This is a genomic window from Phyllobacterium sp. CL33Tsu (genome assembly GCF_900113985.1).
Lineage (GTDB): Bacteria > Pseudomonadota > Alphaproteobacteria > Rhizobiales > Rhizobiaceae > Phyllobacterium > Phyllobacterium pellucidum.
Map to the genome: position 1 here is coordinate 997,359 of NZ_FORJ01000001.1, position 13,978 is coordinate 1,011,336.

The 13,978-nt window shown below is 57.6% G+C and carries 12 protein-coding genes; 10 read left to right on the forward strand and 2 right to left on the reverse strand.

Annotated elements, in window-relative coordinates:
• The first annotated feature begins 33 nt into the window (after positions 1 to 33).
• Positions 34 to 1,029 carry a glycosyltransferase family A protein gene (locus BM074_RS04960; RefSeq protein ID WP_091920186.1) on the forward strand — a complete coding sequence of 332 codons (996 nt, stop codon included), beginning with the start codon at positions 34 to 36 and terminating at the stop codon, positions 1,027 to 1,029.
• A gap of 23 nt (positions 1,030 to 1,052) precedes the next feature.
• Here BM074_RS04960 and BM074_RS04965 read toward each other — a convergent pair whose 3' ends face one another.
• Positions 1,053 to 2,258, reverse strand: coding sequence for a polysaccharide pyruvyl transferase family protein (locus tag BM074_RS04965; RefSeq protein WP_091920188.1), 1,206 nt, complete (start codon positions 2,256 to 2,258; stop codon positions 1,053 to 1,055).
• A gap of 305 nt (positions 2,259 to 2,563) precedes the next feature.
• On the opposite strand from BM074_RS04965, the gene BM074_RS04970 reads away from it, so the two are divergent.
• The 5 genes from BM074_RS04970 to BM074_RS04990 all read left to right on the forward strand — a co-directional run bounded on the left by BM074_RS04970 (position 2,564) and on the right by BM074_RS04990 (position 9,156).
• Positions 2,564 to 3,760: a glycosyltransferase family 4 protein gene (locus tag BM074_RS04970; RefSeq protein ID WP_091920190.1), complete on the forward strand. Its 1,197-nt coding sequence runs from the start codon at positions 2,564 to 2,566 to the stop codon at positions 3,758 to 3,760.
• A gap of 124 nt (positions 3,761 to 3,884) precedes the next feature.
• Entirely contained in the window at positions 3,885 to 5,255 is a 1,371-nt protein-coding gene (locus tag BM074_RS04975) for a glutamate-1-semialdehyde 2,1-aminomutase (RefSeq protein WP_091920192.1), read from the forward strand.
• On the forward strand, positions 5,248 to 6,576 hold the full coding sequence (locus BM074_RS04980; RefSeq protein WP_175498897.1) for a glycoside hydrolase family 140 protein: 1,329 nt from the start codon (positions 5,248 to 5,250) through the stop codon (positions 6,574 to 6,576). Before BM074_RS04975 ends, BM074_RS04980 begins: the two co-directional genes overlap by 8 nt.
• A 161-nt stretch (positions 6,577 to 6,737) precedes the next feature.
• Positions 6,738 to 7,808 (forward strand): NAD-dependent epimerase/dehydratase family protein, encoded by a 1,071-nt coding sequence (locus BM074_RS04985; protein WP_027230544.1) that lies wholly within the window; start codon positions 6,738 to 6,740, stop codon positions 7,806 to 7,808.
• A gap of 46 nt (positions 7,809 to 7,854) precedes the next feature.
• On the forward strand, positions 7,855 to 9,156 hold the full coding sequence (locus BM074_RS04990; RefSeq protein WP_175498958.1) for a DUF4910 domain-containing protein: 1,302 nt from the start codon (positions 7,855 to 7,857) through the stop codon (positions 9,154 to 9,156).
• Between the two features lie 5 nt (positions 9,157 to 9,161).
• Here BM074_RS04990 and rfbC read toward each other — a convergent pair whose 3' ends face one another.
• Positions 9,162 to 9,701 carry a dTDP-4-dehydrorhamnose 3,5-epimerase gene (rfbC, locus tag BM074_RS04995; protein WP_027230546.1) on the reverse strand — a complete coding sequence of 180 codons (540 nt, stop codon included), beginning with the start codon at positions 9,699 to 9,701 and terminating at the stop codon, positions 9,162 to 9,164.
• A 330-nt stretch (positions 9,702 to 10,031) separates the two neighbouring features.
• On the opposite strand from rfbC, the gene BM074_RS05000 reads away from it, so the two are divergent.
• The 4 genes from BM074_RS05000 to BM074_RS05015 all read left to right on the forward strand — a co-directional run bounded on the left by BM074_RS05000 (position 10,032) and on the right by BM074_RS05015 (position 13,954).
• Entirely contained in the window at positions 10,032 to 11,327 is a 1,296-nt protein-coding gene (locus BM074_RS05000) for a class I SAM-dependent methyltransferase (RefSeq protein WP_091920197.1), read from the forward strand.
• Positions 11,324 to 12,136 carry a sugar phosphate nucleotidyltransferase gene (locus BM074_RS05005; RefSeq protein WP_027230548.1) on the forward strand — a complete coding sequence of 271 codons (813 nt, stop codon included), beginning with the start codon at positions 11,324 to 11,326 and terminating at the stop codon, positions 12,134 to 12,136. Before BM074_RS05000 ends, BM074_RS05005 begins: the two co-directional genes overlap by 4 nt.
• Positions 12,133 to 12,792: a PIG-L deacetylase family protein gene (locus BM074_RS05010; RefSeq protein WP_027230549.1), complete on the forward strand. Its 660-nt coding sequence runs from the start codon at positions 12,133 to 12,135 to the stop codon at positions 12,790 to 12,792. Before BM074_RS05005 ends, BM074_RS05010 begins: the two co-directional genes overlap by 4 nt.
• Before the next feature lie 370 nt (positions 12,793 to 13,162).
• A complete protein-coding gene (locus BM074_RS05015; protein ID WP_027230550.1) occupies positions 13,163 to 13,954 on the forward strand; it encodes a response regulator transcription factor in 792 nt (263 codons plus the stop codon).
• The last annotated feature ends 24 nt before the right edge of the window (positions 13,955 to 13,978 follow it).

A 13,978-nucleotide genomic window follows, 5' to 3' on the forward strand; every position in this document is an offset into this window, starting at 1 on the left:
CTGGTACCGACATCAGTTTCATGGGTTCAATCGATGAAATCGGTCGATGTCGTCATACCGAACTATAATTATGCCCGCTACCTGCGAGGTTGTGTCGAAAGTGCCTTGAACCAGAATGTCGATGCAATTCGCGTGTTAATCATCGACAATGCTTCGACCGACGGCAGCCAGCAGATAGCGCGCGATATCGCAGCGGAAGATCCACGCGTCGAACTCCTGCTTCGCGAAAAGAACATGGGACCTCACGCATCATTCAATGATGGAATCGAGTGGGCCCAGTCGGACTATTTCCTCATCCTCTGCTCGGACGATCTCCTTGCCCCCGGGACACTCGAAAACGCGGTCGGTTGCATGGAGGCGAACCCGAACGTTCACCTGACGCATGGGGCAACATTCTTCCAGGTCGAGGGCAGAGGCAGCGATACCGCGCCGAACATTGGCGCGAGGGCGCAGTGGACGATCAAGGATGGCCCGACTTTTCTGAAAGACATTTGCCAGGCCGGCCTCAACTACGTGAGCGGGCCGACCGTCGTGGTCCGTACGTCTGTCCAGAAGCAAGTCGGATACTACAACCCCGAATTGAGCCACACTGACGATATGGAAATGTGGATGAGATTTGCATTGCGTGGCTCGATTGCATCCACCGCGGCGGTTCAGGCCATCGCGCGGGTCCATTCGAACAACCAGTCAGCGACCGTTGGAAACATTCGCCAATGGAGCATTGAGTTCGAGGATGCTTACAACGCGTTCTTCAATGGTGTCGGCGCGCACCTCGACAATTCCGAGGAACTGTTGCGCACGGCGCGTCTTGCGCTCAGCGACCGGGCCTACTGGTCGGCCATCTCTCTGATATGCCGTGGCGAACCCGGCGGACGCCAACTGTTTGCCAGGGCCTTGCACTTGCATCCGGCCGCCGCATTGTTGCCGCCCGTGGGCTATCTGTGGAAGCGTGCTGGCGCCTGGTCCTTGGCCAAAGCCAGTATTGCATCGCTAACGCGGCGGATGACTGGAACTGCGATTGCAGATTGAAGCTCTGGCGGGCTACGCGCCGATCACCCGGCGATGACGCGATGTAGCAGGACGGCTTCCTGTTCAGCCAGCTTTTCTTGAAGCGAACGATTGACCCCCGCTATCTCTTGCTTGACGGCATCCATGTTGCCAAGCACCTGGTTCGTCTGCTGTTTGAGCTTTTCGACATCAAAGGTTTCGATGTGTTGGCAATAATGAGCCTGCCTGAACTGGGACAGCAGATAGTCGTTCTTTAGATTATAGCTCAACGAAATTGTCGGCCGGCCGGATTTCAAAGCACAGACCACGTTGTGATAACGTGAGACAACGACGATGTCCGTCTGTGCGATTTCGCTCATCAGCTCGTGCAACGACCCCCCGTGACCGACCGCGATGCGCTCCATGGGAATATCGGGCCGTGTCGAGGAAATTGACTTCATCAACTGCTTTACGGCTCTGCCATCGCGCAGATCGCCGGTCAGAAGGCGTGCGTTATGTCCTTCGTCAATCAGCCAGCAAATATATTGGGTCAGTTTCGCAATATAGTTGTTGTGGATACGTTCGCCTTCCGCATTGTCTGCATTCGCCTTTTTCCATCCATGGTAATCCATCACACCGACCCCGATGGTCGTGCGCGCCGTGTCTTTCGCGGGCACCGCGGCAGGCAAGGGAAGCCGAAAGGCGATGTCCGGATAGCGCAGGTCCGGCGTCACGTCGAGCCCAATCCCCTTCATGTATTCCAGTGAGAAATCATCGCGATACGACCGGTATTGCGCCATTCTGGCCGCGGATTTCAAAAACCAGCGACTCAAGGGGTTTTCAATGGGACCCGCTCCAATACTGACGAAGGCGATGCGCGCATTTTGCAGACGCGCAGCCAGGCACCAGCGAAATACAACGAAAGGCCAACCGAACGCGGTCTCCTGAAAGTCATCGAGAATCCCCGTGCCGGGGATGATCAGGACACTCACGCCGCGCAGTCCACTGATGACGGCATAAAGGCTGCCCAGCCTGCGGGGAAAATCCGCGAGCAACCGATTGAGCCTGTTGGACCAATTGCCTTCAAGCTGGACGCCGCCGATGCTGATTGCATCGACCTTGTAGCGTTCCGTGACCGCAGCTGGATTGGAACAGACGCAAAGCAGCGTGGCCTCCTGTTTGGAAGCACGCAGGAAATCGAGCATGGCTTCGAGCGAACCGTCATTGCCGGTGTTTCCGCTGCCAAACTGACCTAGCAAGCCGATTTTCATTCAAGCCCTCAATTGTACATTGCTCGGACCACCGATCGACGCGTACTCAACACCTGACCCACATTCTGTCGCGTGCCGCTGTTCGAACAAGCGGGGTCGATTGGGCACCGGATTTGATCTTGCTGCGCTGCGATGCAAAAAAACACATGGCTCTTGGAACACCGGGGGCACCCGAACGATGAAGGTGTTCCCCCAAAAGGCTACGGCATCTGCCCATCGCGGCAGGTACAGTCGCGAGCCAAATTGCCACTATTATTGCATTGTGGCCGGGCGATGTGGCGCGGACCCCAGCAGGATCAAGCGGAATGAAGTTCGCCTATTTTGTACGCCCGCATATCGGCGGAACCTACACGGTCTTCAAGCAGTTGCGCGAGGGGCTCGCGCCCTACGGCATCGAGGTCTGCTGGATGTCGATGGGCCAAACCGAAGCGCTGAAAGACCCGGAATGGTTCCCGGAATTTGCGCTTGGCACGTCAGTCAGTACGGATGGCCTGGCGAACGAGCGCGATCAAGCCCGCGCCCTCGCGGCTGCAATCGAGGAAGGAGGCTTCGACGGCGTGTTCATCAACGTCCTCAGCGACCGAATCCAGACCAATATCGCGCGCTACCTGCCGGAAGCGATCACGCGCATCATGATCGTGCACAACATCACCGCCGGCACCTATGCAGCTGCGGTCGCCGTGCGTGATCATGTGCATGCCGCAATCGGTGTTTCGGATCGGATCCAGTCCGATCTCGTCAGGACCATGGGTTTTGATGCAGACCATACGTTCGCCATTCCGCACGCAGCCGAGACCCGATTGTCGAGACTGCTCAATCGTACGCCGCGAGCTACGGAACCGCTTCGCCTCGTGTTCCTCGGCCGCGTCGAGGACGCTTCCAAAGGCGTATTCTGGCTCGCCGACATTCTCGACCATCTCGACGCCTCCATTCACCTGACCATCGCGGGGGATGGCCCAGACCTACAGGCGCTGAAGCTCAAGCTTGCCCGCCATGGCAAGCGTGTCACCTTTCTCGGAGCCGTACACCCGAAAGAGGTTCACAGGGTCCTGCTCCATCAGGATGTGATGATCATGCCGTCGCGGTTTGAGGGCTTTGGCCTTACGCTGACAGAGGCGATGGCAGTCGGCTGCGTTCCCGTCGTTTCGCGGATCCGGGGCGTTACCGACACGATCATTGACGATGGCATCAATGGTTTTCTCTTCCAGATCGGCAACAGCGCGGAGGCCGCTCGGATCATTACTGGCATTGCGGCAAATCCGGAGGCGGCGCAGCTCCTTTCGAGTGCCGCGCGAGACAAAGCGGAACACGTCTTCACCCTTGATGCAATGGCGCGTCGCTATGCCGAAGTCATCCGTAACGTCACGGCCGCGCCCCCCGAAATCGCGCCTCCGCTCAGCTTTGCCGACTGGTCGTTCCCGAAAGGGCTTCGTCCGGGCCTGCGCACCTATATCCCGACTCCGATCAAGAACTGGCTGCGCGTCATGCGGGAAAGAACTTGAAGTTTAGGTCCCTACCCCTTTTGACGCTTGCTGCTGACTGAATTGCCGAAGTGAATTTTCCCGGCGCCGCCGTCATATTTGATCGTGGGAGAAAACGCCCGCGTCGTGGTTATGAGGTTAGCAAATGTCGACATTGATCGAGAGCTTCGAAAAATCGGACCAGTTGCGCGGGCCGGCGCATCACCTTATCCCGGGCGGCGCCCACACCTACGCAAAGGGCGATGATCAATATCCGGTGCTATCGCCTGGCTTCATAGCACGCGGGCTCGGCAGCCATATCTGGGACGTCGACGGCAACGAATATATCGAATATGGCATGGGCAACCGATCCGTCGGGCTTGGCCATGCATACGCCCCGGTGCTCGAAGCGGTCACCCGGCAGTTACAGCGCGGCTGCAACTTCGTCCGTCCGGCCGATATCGAAGTCGAATGTGCCGAGACCTTCCTTGAAACAATCCCGACGGCCGAGATGGTCAAGTTCTGTAAGGACGGATCGCACGCAACGTCAGGCGCGGTCCGTCTGGCACGAGCAGTCACGGGCCGGGACTATATTGCCCGCTGCAGTGATCATCCGTTCTTTTCGACCGACGACTGGTTCATCGGTACGACGGAAATGAATGCCGGCATACCGCGAGCCGTTCAGGAACTGACACTCGGGTTCAAGTATAATGACATTGCAAGCGTCAAGGCGCTGTTCGAGAACCATCCGGGAAAGATCGCGGGATTGATTCTCGAGGCATCGCGCGGGGACGATCCAGAAAACAATTTCCTGCATGAAGTGCGCAATCTTTGCCACCGCAACGGCGCGCTCTTCATTCTCGACGAGATGATCACCGGTTTTCGTTGGCATGTCGGCGGCGCTCAACAGTTCTATCGTATCGAGCCCGACCTCTCCTGCTTCGGCAAGGCACTCGGCAACGGCTTCTCCGTCTCCGCACTTGCCGGCAAGCGCGAATTCATGCGTCTCGGCGGGCTGGAAGAGACGGGCAAGCCGCGGGTATTCCTTCTGTCGACCACGCATGGGGCGGAAACGCACGCCTTAGCGGCGGCGATCGCCACGATGCGCATCTATCGGAACGAACCGGTTATCGAACATCTCTACGATCAGGGCCAGGCCTTGCGCGCCGGGATCGCGCAGGCAACGACGCGTCATGGTCTTAGCGCCTACGTCAAGGTAACCGGCCGCGCCTGCTGTCTGGCCTATGCGACGCTTGATCAGGATCGAGCCCCTTCCCAGGCATTCCGCACCCTGTTCCTTCAGGAAACCATCAAACGCGGCATCCTCATGCCGTCGCTGGTGGTGAGCTACACCCATAGCGACGAAGACGTGGCCCGCACGATCGATGCAGTTGACGGGGCGTTGGGCGTCTACAAGCAGGCGCTCGAAAATGGCGTCGAGAACTACCTCGTCGGACGCCCGTCAGACGTCGTCTTCCGTCGGTTCAACAGGGGGCCCGTGGCGCACCGCCAACTGGAACGTGCATCGAATGGCTGAATATATCCGGCGATGGGCATGCCTGTTGCTGGTGCTTTTTCCATTTACTAGCCATGCAGATCCGGTGGCATTTCCGCTGCGCGTTTCAGAAAATCACCGCTATCTGGAGGATGCCTCCGGCAAGCCATTCCTCGTCACCGGAGATGCCGCCTGGTCGCTGATTGGCGAACTGTCGCGCGAAGAGGCGGACAAGTATCTCGCTGACCGGCAAAAGCGTGGCTTCAACACGATCCTCGTATCGTTGATTGAACACCGCTTCAGCCGCAACGCACCGCGCAATTTCTATGACCGCGATCCGTTTCTCGCGAAGGGCGACTTCAGTCGGCCAAACGACGCCTATTTCGACGATGCCGACTGGATCCTGCAGAAAGCCCAGGAGCGCGGTTTTCTTGTCCTTCTCGTGCCGTCCTATCTCGGAGCAGGCGGCGGTGACGAAGGCTGGTACAAGGAAATGGCGGCTGCAGGACCGGCAGCCCTCAAATCGTACGGGCGCTATCTCGGCCAGCGTTTTCGAAAGTACAAGAACATCGTTTGGGTTCAGGGTGGAGACTACAACCCGCCAGACCACGTACTGGTTAATGCGGTCGCGGAGGGGCTGGCCGAAACAAATCCAGAAGCTCTCCAAACCGTTCACGGAAGTCCGGATACCGATATTCAGCGAATGTGGGCGGAGGCGAAATGGCTCAGTTTCGATACCATCTACACCTATGACGAGGTAGAAGACAAAGCGCTCGAACGCTACACTTCCAATGCAAAAACCCCATTCCTGTTCATCGAAGGCGCCTATGAGGGAGAACACGATTCGACCGAGCAGAGCCTTCGCGAGATCGCATACGGTGCCCTTCTGGGCGGCGCCTGCGGCCAGATATTCGGCAGTAACCCCATCTGGCATTTTTCCGGGCCTGGACTTTTCGATGCCAAGGACAGTTGGGAAGCGGCCCTCGGAAGCCGGGGAGCACAAAGCATTAGCTATTTGAAGCAGTTCTTTGACGCGTTGCCATGGTGGAAACTCGAGCCCGAACAGGGAAGGCTTCTGGTGGATCCGGACACGCTGTTTCCAGGCACCGCGTTTGGAAGCATGTCGAAGGACGGTAGCCTCGCCGTGATCTATGTTTCAGGGCGCAGCGACGTCGCCATCAATTCGGCGGTACTTGCGCCCCATGCCAAACGCGCCCGCTGGTATGATCCCGCATCCGGCAAATATACGGATGCCGCCGAGCAGAAAACCCAGCGGCGGGAAACGGTAACATTTGAAGTTCCGGCTGCGCAAAATGCCGCCGGTTATACGGATTGGCTCCTCGTGTTCGAGGATCGCGGCTAGAGTCCGGTTCGGTGAAAGTGCAATCGGGCAAAAGGCGTAGAGAACCTCCCCAAAGTGTAGCCCTTGTTACACCCTGATCCACCGAACTCCTCTCTCGCTGTCGAACGCGCCCGGAAGTACCGTTTTTACAAATCCAACGTAAATTTCAAAAGGATTGCGACATGAAAGTACTCGTGACAGGGCATCGGGGTTACATCGGAACGGTCATGGTGCCTTTCCTGATGAAGGCTGGCCACGACGTTCATGGCTATGACGCCGAACTCTATCGCAGCTGTGGCTATGCGCCGGGCGGCTCGATCAAGGATGTTCCGGGGCTCTGCAAGGACGTGCGCGACGTCGAGGTAAGCGACCTGAAGGGGTTCGATGCGGTCATCCATCTTGCTGCGTTGTCGAACGATCCCTTGAGCAACCTCAATCCGGATATCACCTACGAGATCAATCACCGTGGTAGCGTCAAATTTGCCGAGACCGCCAAGAAGGCAGGCGTTTCACGCTTCCTCTTTGCGTCTTCCTGCAGCAATTACGGCAAGTCCGGCGAGGGCATGATCGACGAGACGGGCGAACTCAATCCGGTAACAGCCTATGGTTCGTCCAAGGTGCTTGCGGAAAAGGACATAGCCAAGCTTGCCGATGACAATTTCACCCCGACTTACCTGCGCCCGGCAACAGCCTATGGCCTTTCGCCGATGCTGCGCTTCGATATCGTCCTTAACAACCTTGTTGCATGGGCAGTGACCGAAGGCGTGATCCTCCTGAAGTCTGATGGTTCGCCATGGCGTCCGATCGTTCATATCGAGGATATTTCGCGTGCCTTCCTCGCCGCCATGGAAGCGCCGAAGGACAAGGTGCACAACGAAGCGTTCAATGTCGGCCAGTCGGCTCACAACTATCGCATCCGTGAAATCGCTGAGATCGTTTCAGAGGTCGTTCCGGGCTGCAAGCTCGAATTTGCCGCCGATGCCGGGCCGGACACACGCTCCTATCGCGTCAGCTTCGAAAAGATTGCGCGCGTTCTCCCGGCTTTCAAGCCGGTCTGGGATGCGCGCGCGGGCGCCGAGCAGTTGCACGCGGCCTATGCGACTTCCGGCCTGACGTTGCAGGAGTTCGAGGGACCGCGCTACCAGCGCATCGCCAATATCCGCAAGTCACTGGAGGAAGGTACGCTCAACGAGAGCCTGCGCCGCGTTCCGTCCTCGAGCCGACATCCTGCCCTGGCAGATGCTGTCGTCTAAACGCAAAGCGCATGACATGAACACATTTATGGTCTCGTTCGAAAACATGCGGCCGGCGGCCGACGCGGAAGTGGATGTGGGTATCCGCATCTACGCGCTGGCGGCTCGCCTCTACCCGATCTGCCGCAGCATAACGGGCGAGGGCGTTCGCAAGACATTGCAGGTCCTTGGCCAGCAGATCGACCTGACCCAGCACGAGGTTCCGACAGGTACCCCGGTGCTGGACTGGACTGTGCCGCAGGAGTGGAACATCCGAGGCGGCTATATCAAGGACGCCTCGGGGCGAAAGGTCGTCGATTTTGCCGACCATAATCTCCATGTCCTCGGATACAGCGCGCCGGTACATCGGACGATGCCGCTAAGCGAACTCAAGGCGCATATCTACACTTTGCCAGACCAGCCTGATCTCATCCCCTACCGCACCTCGTATTACAGCGAACAGTGGGGGTTCTGCATGACGCATAACCGCTTCCTCGCCATGGAGGACGGCGAATATGAGGTCATGATCGATTCGCAAAAGGCGGACGGACATCTCACCTATGGCGAATATGTCCATAAGGGAGAGACCGACCGGGACGTGCTGCTATCGGCGCATATCTGCCATCCCTCGCTCGCCAACGACAATTGCTCCGGCCTCGCGCTGCTTGCCTGCCTGGCCAAGGCAATGCGCGGGCGCAAGACCCGCTATAACTACCGCTTCCTCTTTGCCCCCGGCACGATCGGGGCGCTTACCTGGCTAGCCCATAATGAGGCAAATGCGGCCCGGATCGATCATGGCCTCATCGTCTCCTGCGTGGGTGACGGCGGCGGACCGAACTACAAACGCAGCCGGCGCGGCGATGCCACGATCGACAAGGCGATGGAATATGTGCTCAACCGGGAAGATCGCAAGGGCACGATCAAGGATTTCAGCCCTTACGGGTATGATGAGCGGCAATATTGTTCGCCAGGCTACAATCTTCCTGTCGGCTTGTTCCAGCGCAGCGCGTTCGGCACGTTTCCGCAATATCACACGTCCGCGGACAATCTCGATTTTATCGCGCCTGAGCACCTTGCCTCGTCCTACAAGATGATCATGGAGGCAATCGATATCCTCGAACTGGACTGGACGCCGCTCAATCTCTTTCCCAAGGGCGAGCCGCAGCTCGGACGCCGCGGCCTCTATTCGGCGCTCGGCGGTGACAAATCCGCAGGCGAAACTGCCATGGCCTATCTCTGGGTTCTCAACCTCGCCGATGGTCAGCACTCGCTGCTCGATATAGCCGAACGCTCAGGGATGGCCTTCAGCGATATCGTGCGCGCAGCGCAGCTGCTGAGGGAGAACGACCTTCTCGCTGAAGCTGCCTGATCCGGTCAGGCAGGCAATTTATCGAGGAGCGGCCAGGCCTGATCCTTCTCCGACAGCACAGTCGGTTCAGCTGGCCAGGCGATAGCGAAGGCAGGATCGTTCCAGCGGACGCCGGTCGAGGCCTGCGGATTATAAAATTCCGAGATCAGGTAGGCGACAACAGCATCCTCGGTGAGGGTCTGAAATCCATGGGCAAATCCCTTGGGGATATAGAACCGGCGATTATTGCTCGCCGTGAGCTCACAGGCGGTCCAGCGGCGATATGTCGGCGAGTTCGGACGCAGATCGACAATCACATCGAGGATCGCGCCGCCAATACATGACACAACCTTTACTTCGGCGTGCGGCGCGCTCTGGAAGTGCATGCCCCGCAGCGTGTGCTTCTTGACCGAATGCGAGACGCTGTGCTGAACAAAATTGGTTTCAAGGCCATGCTCGGCATATTCCGCGGCGCAGAACGTCCGGGCAAACGAGCCGCGCTCGTCGGATATCGGCAAAGCCTCGATCAGCCAGGCGCCATTCAGTTCTGTCTCGGTGAATCGCATGCTCAAGCCTCGCATCGGTTACGTTCCGCAAGGCCAATTCTGTCAAACTCTTTGCCCGCGCGAAACTCACAAATAGGGGTAGAATTTGCCGTCGGCTCTGGCGCCGACAAGGATCTCTAACCGCCAGTTTACGGCCGTTTTCCGTCAGATGCTGCCTCCGTTTGAACGACCTGATCCGCCTACGTTCCACCTTCGGATGACCCCACTGGTCGCATAGTCATATCGCCCCTGAAGCGCCGACGCCGTACCTTCTAGCCATGAACAGCAATGATCGGTCCGCCGGGAACGTCTCCTTTGCGCGGATCGTGGCCAGTGACCGGGAGCGACCGCATGAACATTCAAACCAGCACGCTTTTGTTGGCAAACCGCCCGAGTGACAAAGTTCACCATTGTCGCCTGTGCGGCACCGGTTTGAAGCACACCTTCATCGATCTTGGCATGCAACCACCCTGCGAAAGCTTCGTGCCGCGCGAACACATCGACTCGATGGAAGCCTACTATCCACTGCACGTCTTCGTTTGCGAGGAATGCTTCCTGGTGCAGCTTGCTGAATATGTCAGCCCCCAGGCGATCTTCGAAGAATACGCATATTTCTCCTCCTACTCGACAAGCTGGGTCGCTCACGCCAAGAAGTACTGCCACCAGATGGCACGGCAGCTCGACCTCAATCGCAATAGCCTGGTCGTGGAACTGGCCAGCAATGACGGCTACCTGCTGCAACATTTTCTGCCGCTCGACATTCCAGTGCTCGGCGTCGAACCCGCAGCCAACGTCGCCAAGGTCGCGATCGAAAAGGGCGTACCGACGCGGGTCGAATTCTTTGGCGAGAACTATGCACGTGAACTCGTTGCCGAGGGCCTGCGTGCCGATCTCATCGTCGGCAACAACGTCCTCGCGCAGGTTCCGGACCTAAATGACTTCGTCGCCGGCATGAAGGTCCTGCTGAAGCCCGAAGGCGTCATTACGCTCGAGTTTCCGCATATCGAAAAGCTGATCGCCGAAAACCAGTTCGATACGATCTACCACGAACACTTCTCCTATTTCTCGCTGCTGACCATCGAGCATATGGCGAAGCGCCATGGCCTGAAGGTCATCGATGTCGAAGAACTTGTCACCCACGGCGGCTCGCTGCGCATCCATTTCGCTCACGAAGACAGTGCACGCGAGATACAGCCGAGCGTTGCCCGCGTCCGCGACAACGAACTGAAGGCAGGCCTCGACACGCTCAAAGTCTATACGTCGTTTGTCGAGCGGGCGCGCAAGGTAAAGCGTGAACTTCTCTCCTTCCTGATCAAGGCCAAGGAAGAAGGTAAGTCGATCTGCGGCTACGGCGCACCGGGCAAGGGTAACACGCTGCTCAACTATTGCGGCATTGGCACCGATTTCCTCGACTTCACCGTCGACAGGAACCCGTACAAGCACGGGCGCTATACCCCAGGCATGCATATCCCGATCGAACCTGTCGAAGCCATCGACCTGATGCAGCCTGACTACATCCTGATCCTGCCTTGGAACCTCAAAAAAGAGATCGTCAATCAAATGCGCCATGTCGCCGAATGGGGCGCGAAGTTCATCGTCCCGATCCCCGGCGTCAGCATCATCGATCCGAAGGAGTTGCAGCCATGAAAGTCGTCCTTTTCTGCGGCGGTATGGGAACGCGCATCCGCGAATACTCCGAGAACGTGCCGAAACCGATGATCCCGCTTGGCTCGCAACCGATCCTCCGGCATGTGATGCAGTACTATGCCGACTACGGTCATGACGACTTCGTCCTGTGCCTCGGCTACAAGGCCAACGTGGTCAAGGACTTTTTCCTCAACGTCCGGCCGCAGACCTTCTCGGACTGCGTGGTGTCCGGCAACGGCAATGTCGAACTTCTGGGCGAGTCGCAGAAGGATTGGCGTATCTCGCTGATCGATACCGGCATCTGGCGCAATATCGGCGAGCGCCTGTGGGCCGTGCGCGACCAGGTGAAGAGCGAGCCCATCTTTCTCGCCAATTACAGCGACGGTCTTTCCAATGTCGATCTCGACGACATGATCGCCAAGTTTGAGGCAAGCGGCAAGATTGGCTGCTTCCTCGCTGTCCGCCCGCCCCTCACCTATCATCTTGCAGACATTGCCGAAGACGGGCGCGTGCGCGAATTCCGTTCATCCGACCGCTCGGATATCTGGATCAACGGCGGCTATTTCCTCTTCCGCAAGGAGATCTTCGACTATATGCGCGAAGGCGAAGAACTCGTGCTTGAGCCCTTTACCCGCCTCATCGCCGAGGACAAGCTGATGGCCTACAAGCATGAAGGCTTCTGGCGATCCATGGACACCCTGCGCGACTGGCAGTCGCTCCAGGAGATGGTGGAACGGGGCGACATGCCTTGGACGGCCCATGGTGCTGCGCGAGACGGAACGAATATCCGAGTGGTCAAGGCACTATGAAGCAACTGCCTCTGGCAAAACGCGGTGAACGCCTGTCGATACTTTGCCTCGGCGCCCATTCCGATGACATCGAGATCGGCGCCGGAGGCACTATCCTGAGCCTGATCGCGGATGGAGTGCTCGTCGATGTTCACTGGTGTGTGCTGAGCGCATCCGGGGTACGGGCACGCGAGGCCAATGATTCGGCTGTGTCGTTCCTGCAGGGCGCTGCATCCTATATGATCGACCTCGGCCAGTTCGAGGACAGTTACTTTCCCGATCAGAGCCGGGAGATCAAGCAGTGGCTGATGGCGCTGCGCGACCGTGTTTCACCCGATGTGATCTTTACGCATGCGCGCGACGACGCGCATCAGGATCATCGCGAAGTCAATCGCCTCACCACCAACGTCTTTCGCGATCATCTCGTGCTGGAATACGAGATCCCAAAATGGGATGGTGATGTCGGACAACCGAACACCTATGTGCCCCTGACCTCGAACATCATGGACCGCAAGGTGGAGCTGCTGTTGAAGCATTTCGGCACGCAGCGCTCCAAGGACTGGTTCGATGAACTGACCTTCAAGGGCCTCGCGAGGCTGCGCGGCATGGAATGCCGGGCCGCCGATCGCTTTGCCGAGGGCTTCACCGTTCGCAAGCTCGCGATCACATTCAAGTGAGCTTTCACGCTTGCAAACGGCAAGCCCACGATTCGGAGGCCATAGGCGACCGAATCGCCCTATCGGCACGCTCCTGCTGTGCGTAAATTGATTATCCTAAAGTATAAACCGTGTAATTAAGTAATTAACCCGTCCGATTCTTCGCATTTTTATGACTAAACACCGGCTAAGTCGAACTAATCCTGACTAGGCCTAGATCTGGGCGCTGCCTACATCGGCCCGATTGCCCCAATCGAATGAATTATTCGAGGATTAAAGACACCCCGAAATAATCGGCGTAAATTGAAAACCGTGAAAAGAAGTGCGGCTGGGCGTGGTTAACACGTTCAATATATCAACTCGCAACAAATATAAAAACTGGGGTAGTAAAATGGAGAATACGCATCCGTCCCTTATGGGGAAACTCGAGAATGAATCCTTTACCCGCGAAATCGTTGTAAACAACAATCAGCACCATCACGCAGTATATAGCAACGATCGCCATTTCCAAAAGTATCAGCCTGAAGATTATCTCGCAATCGTCGACAAACGCGCCCTTGAACGCGAATGTCTTGCTCAGGCTCTTCACAATCATCACATCGGTCTTAAAGTATATACATTCGGTAGCCTCGAAGAATGGCGCGCGTCAAAGCGAAGTGTTTCCCATCTTCGCGCTGTCCTGGTAAACGCCGGCAACCGCAACATGGATGATACCGATCTGACGGCGGAAATCAGCGAACTCGTTGCAACATTCGAGAGCGCAGCTGTCGTCGTCGTCGCCGAAAATGATGATCTCAACTATGTTCTGAAGGCGCTCGAAATCGGTGTTCGCGGCTATATTCCGACAACGTGCGGCATCGAGATCTGCATGCAGGCCATCGAGCTTGCCATTGCCGGCGGCAAGTTCGTACCGGCAAGCAGCGTCCTCGCACTGCGCAAGATGCTCGGCAACCGGAACGACGAATTCCGCCACATCGCAACCTCGTTCACGGCTCGCCAGTCGGCCGTCGCCGAGGGTCTGCGCCGCGGCAAGGCCAACAAGATCATCGCCTACGAACTGAACTTGTGCGAAAGCACGGTCAAGGTGCACATCCGCAATATCATGAAGAAGCTCGGCGCGACGAACCGGACCGAGGTTGCCTACAAGATTAGCGACATGATCCCGCATGAGACCAGATTCTGACCTGACCTGGGCCAGTTAACCGAA

What these genes read in the sequence shown, in the direction of transcription:
- BM074_RS04970 (WP_091920190.1), top strand. Translation starts at nt 2,564, where the DNA reads ATGAAGTTCGCCTATTTTGTACGCCCGCATATCGGCGGAACCTACACG.
- BM074_RS04965 (WP_091920188.1), bottom strand. Translation starts at nt 2,258, where the DNA reads ATGAAAATCGGCTTGCTAGGTCAGTTTGGCAGCGGAAACACCGGCAAT.
- BM074_RS04960 (WP_091920186.1), top strand. Translation starts at nt 34, where the DNA reads ATGAAATCGGTCGATGTCGTCATACCGAACTATAATTATGCCCGCTAC.
- BM074_RS04985 (WP_027230544.1), top strand. Translation starts at nt 6,738, where the DNA reads ATGAAAGTACTCGTGACAGGGCATCGGGGTTACATCGGAACGGTCATG.
- BM074_RS04990 (WP_175498958.1), top strand. Translation starts at nt 7,855, where the DNA reads ATGCGGCCGGCGGCCGACGCGGAAGTGGATGTGGGTATCCGCATCTAC.
- rfbC (WP_027230546.1), bottom strand. Translation starts at nt 9,701, where the DNA reads ATGCGATTCACCGAGACAGAACTGAATGGCGCCTGGCTGATCGAGGCT.
- BM074_RS04980 (WP_175498897.1), top strand. Translation starts at nt 5,248, where the DNA reads ATGGCTGAATATATCCGGCGATGGGCATGCCTGTTGCTGGTGCTTTTT.
- BM074_RS04975 (WP_091920192.1), top strand. Translation starts at nt 3,885, where the DNA reads ATGTCGACATTGATCGAGAGCTTCGAAAAATCGGACCAGTTGCGCGGG.
- BM074_RS05010 (WP_027230549.1), top strand. Translation starts at nt 12,133, where the DNA reads ATGAAGCAACTGCCTCTGGCAAAACGCGGTGAACGCCTGTCGATACTT.
- BM074_RS05000 (WP_091920197.1), top strand. Translation starts at nt 10,032, where the DNA reads ATGAACATTCAAACCAGCACGCTTTTGTTGGCAAACCGCCCGAGTGAC.
- BM074_RS05005 (WP_027230548.1), top strand. Translation starts at nt 11,324, where the DNA reads ATGAAAGTCGTCCTTTTCTGCGGCGGTATGGGAACGCGCATCCGCGAA.
- BM074_RS05015 (WP_027230550.1), top strand. Translation starts at nt 13,163, where the DNA reads ATGGAGAATACGCATCCGTCCCTTATGGGGAAACTCGAGAATGAATCC.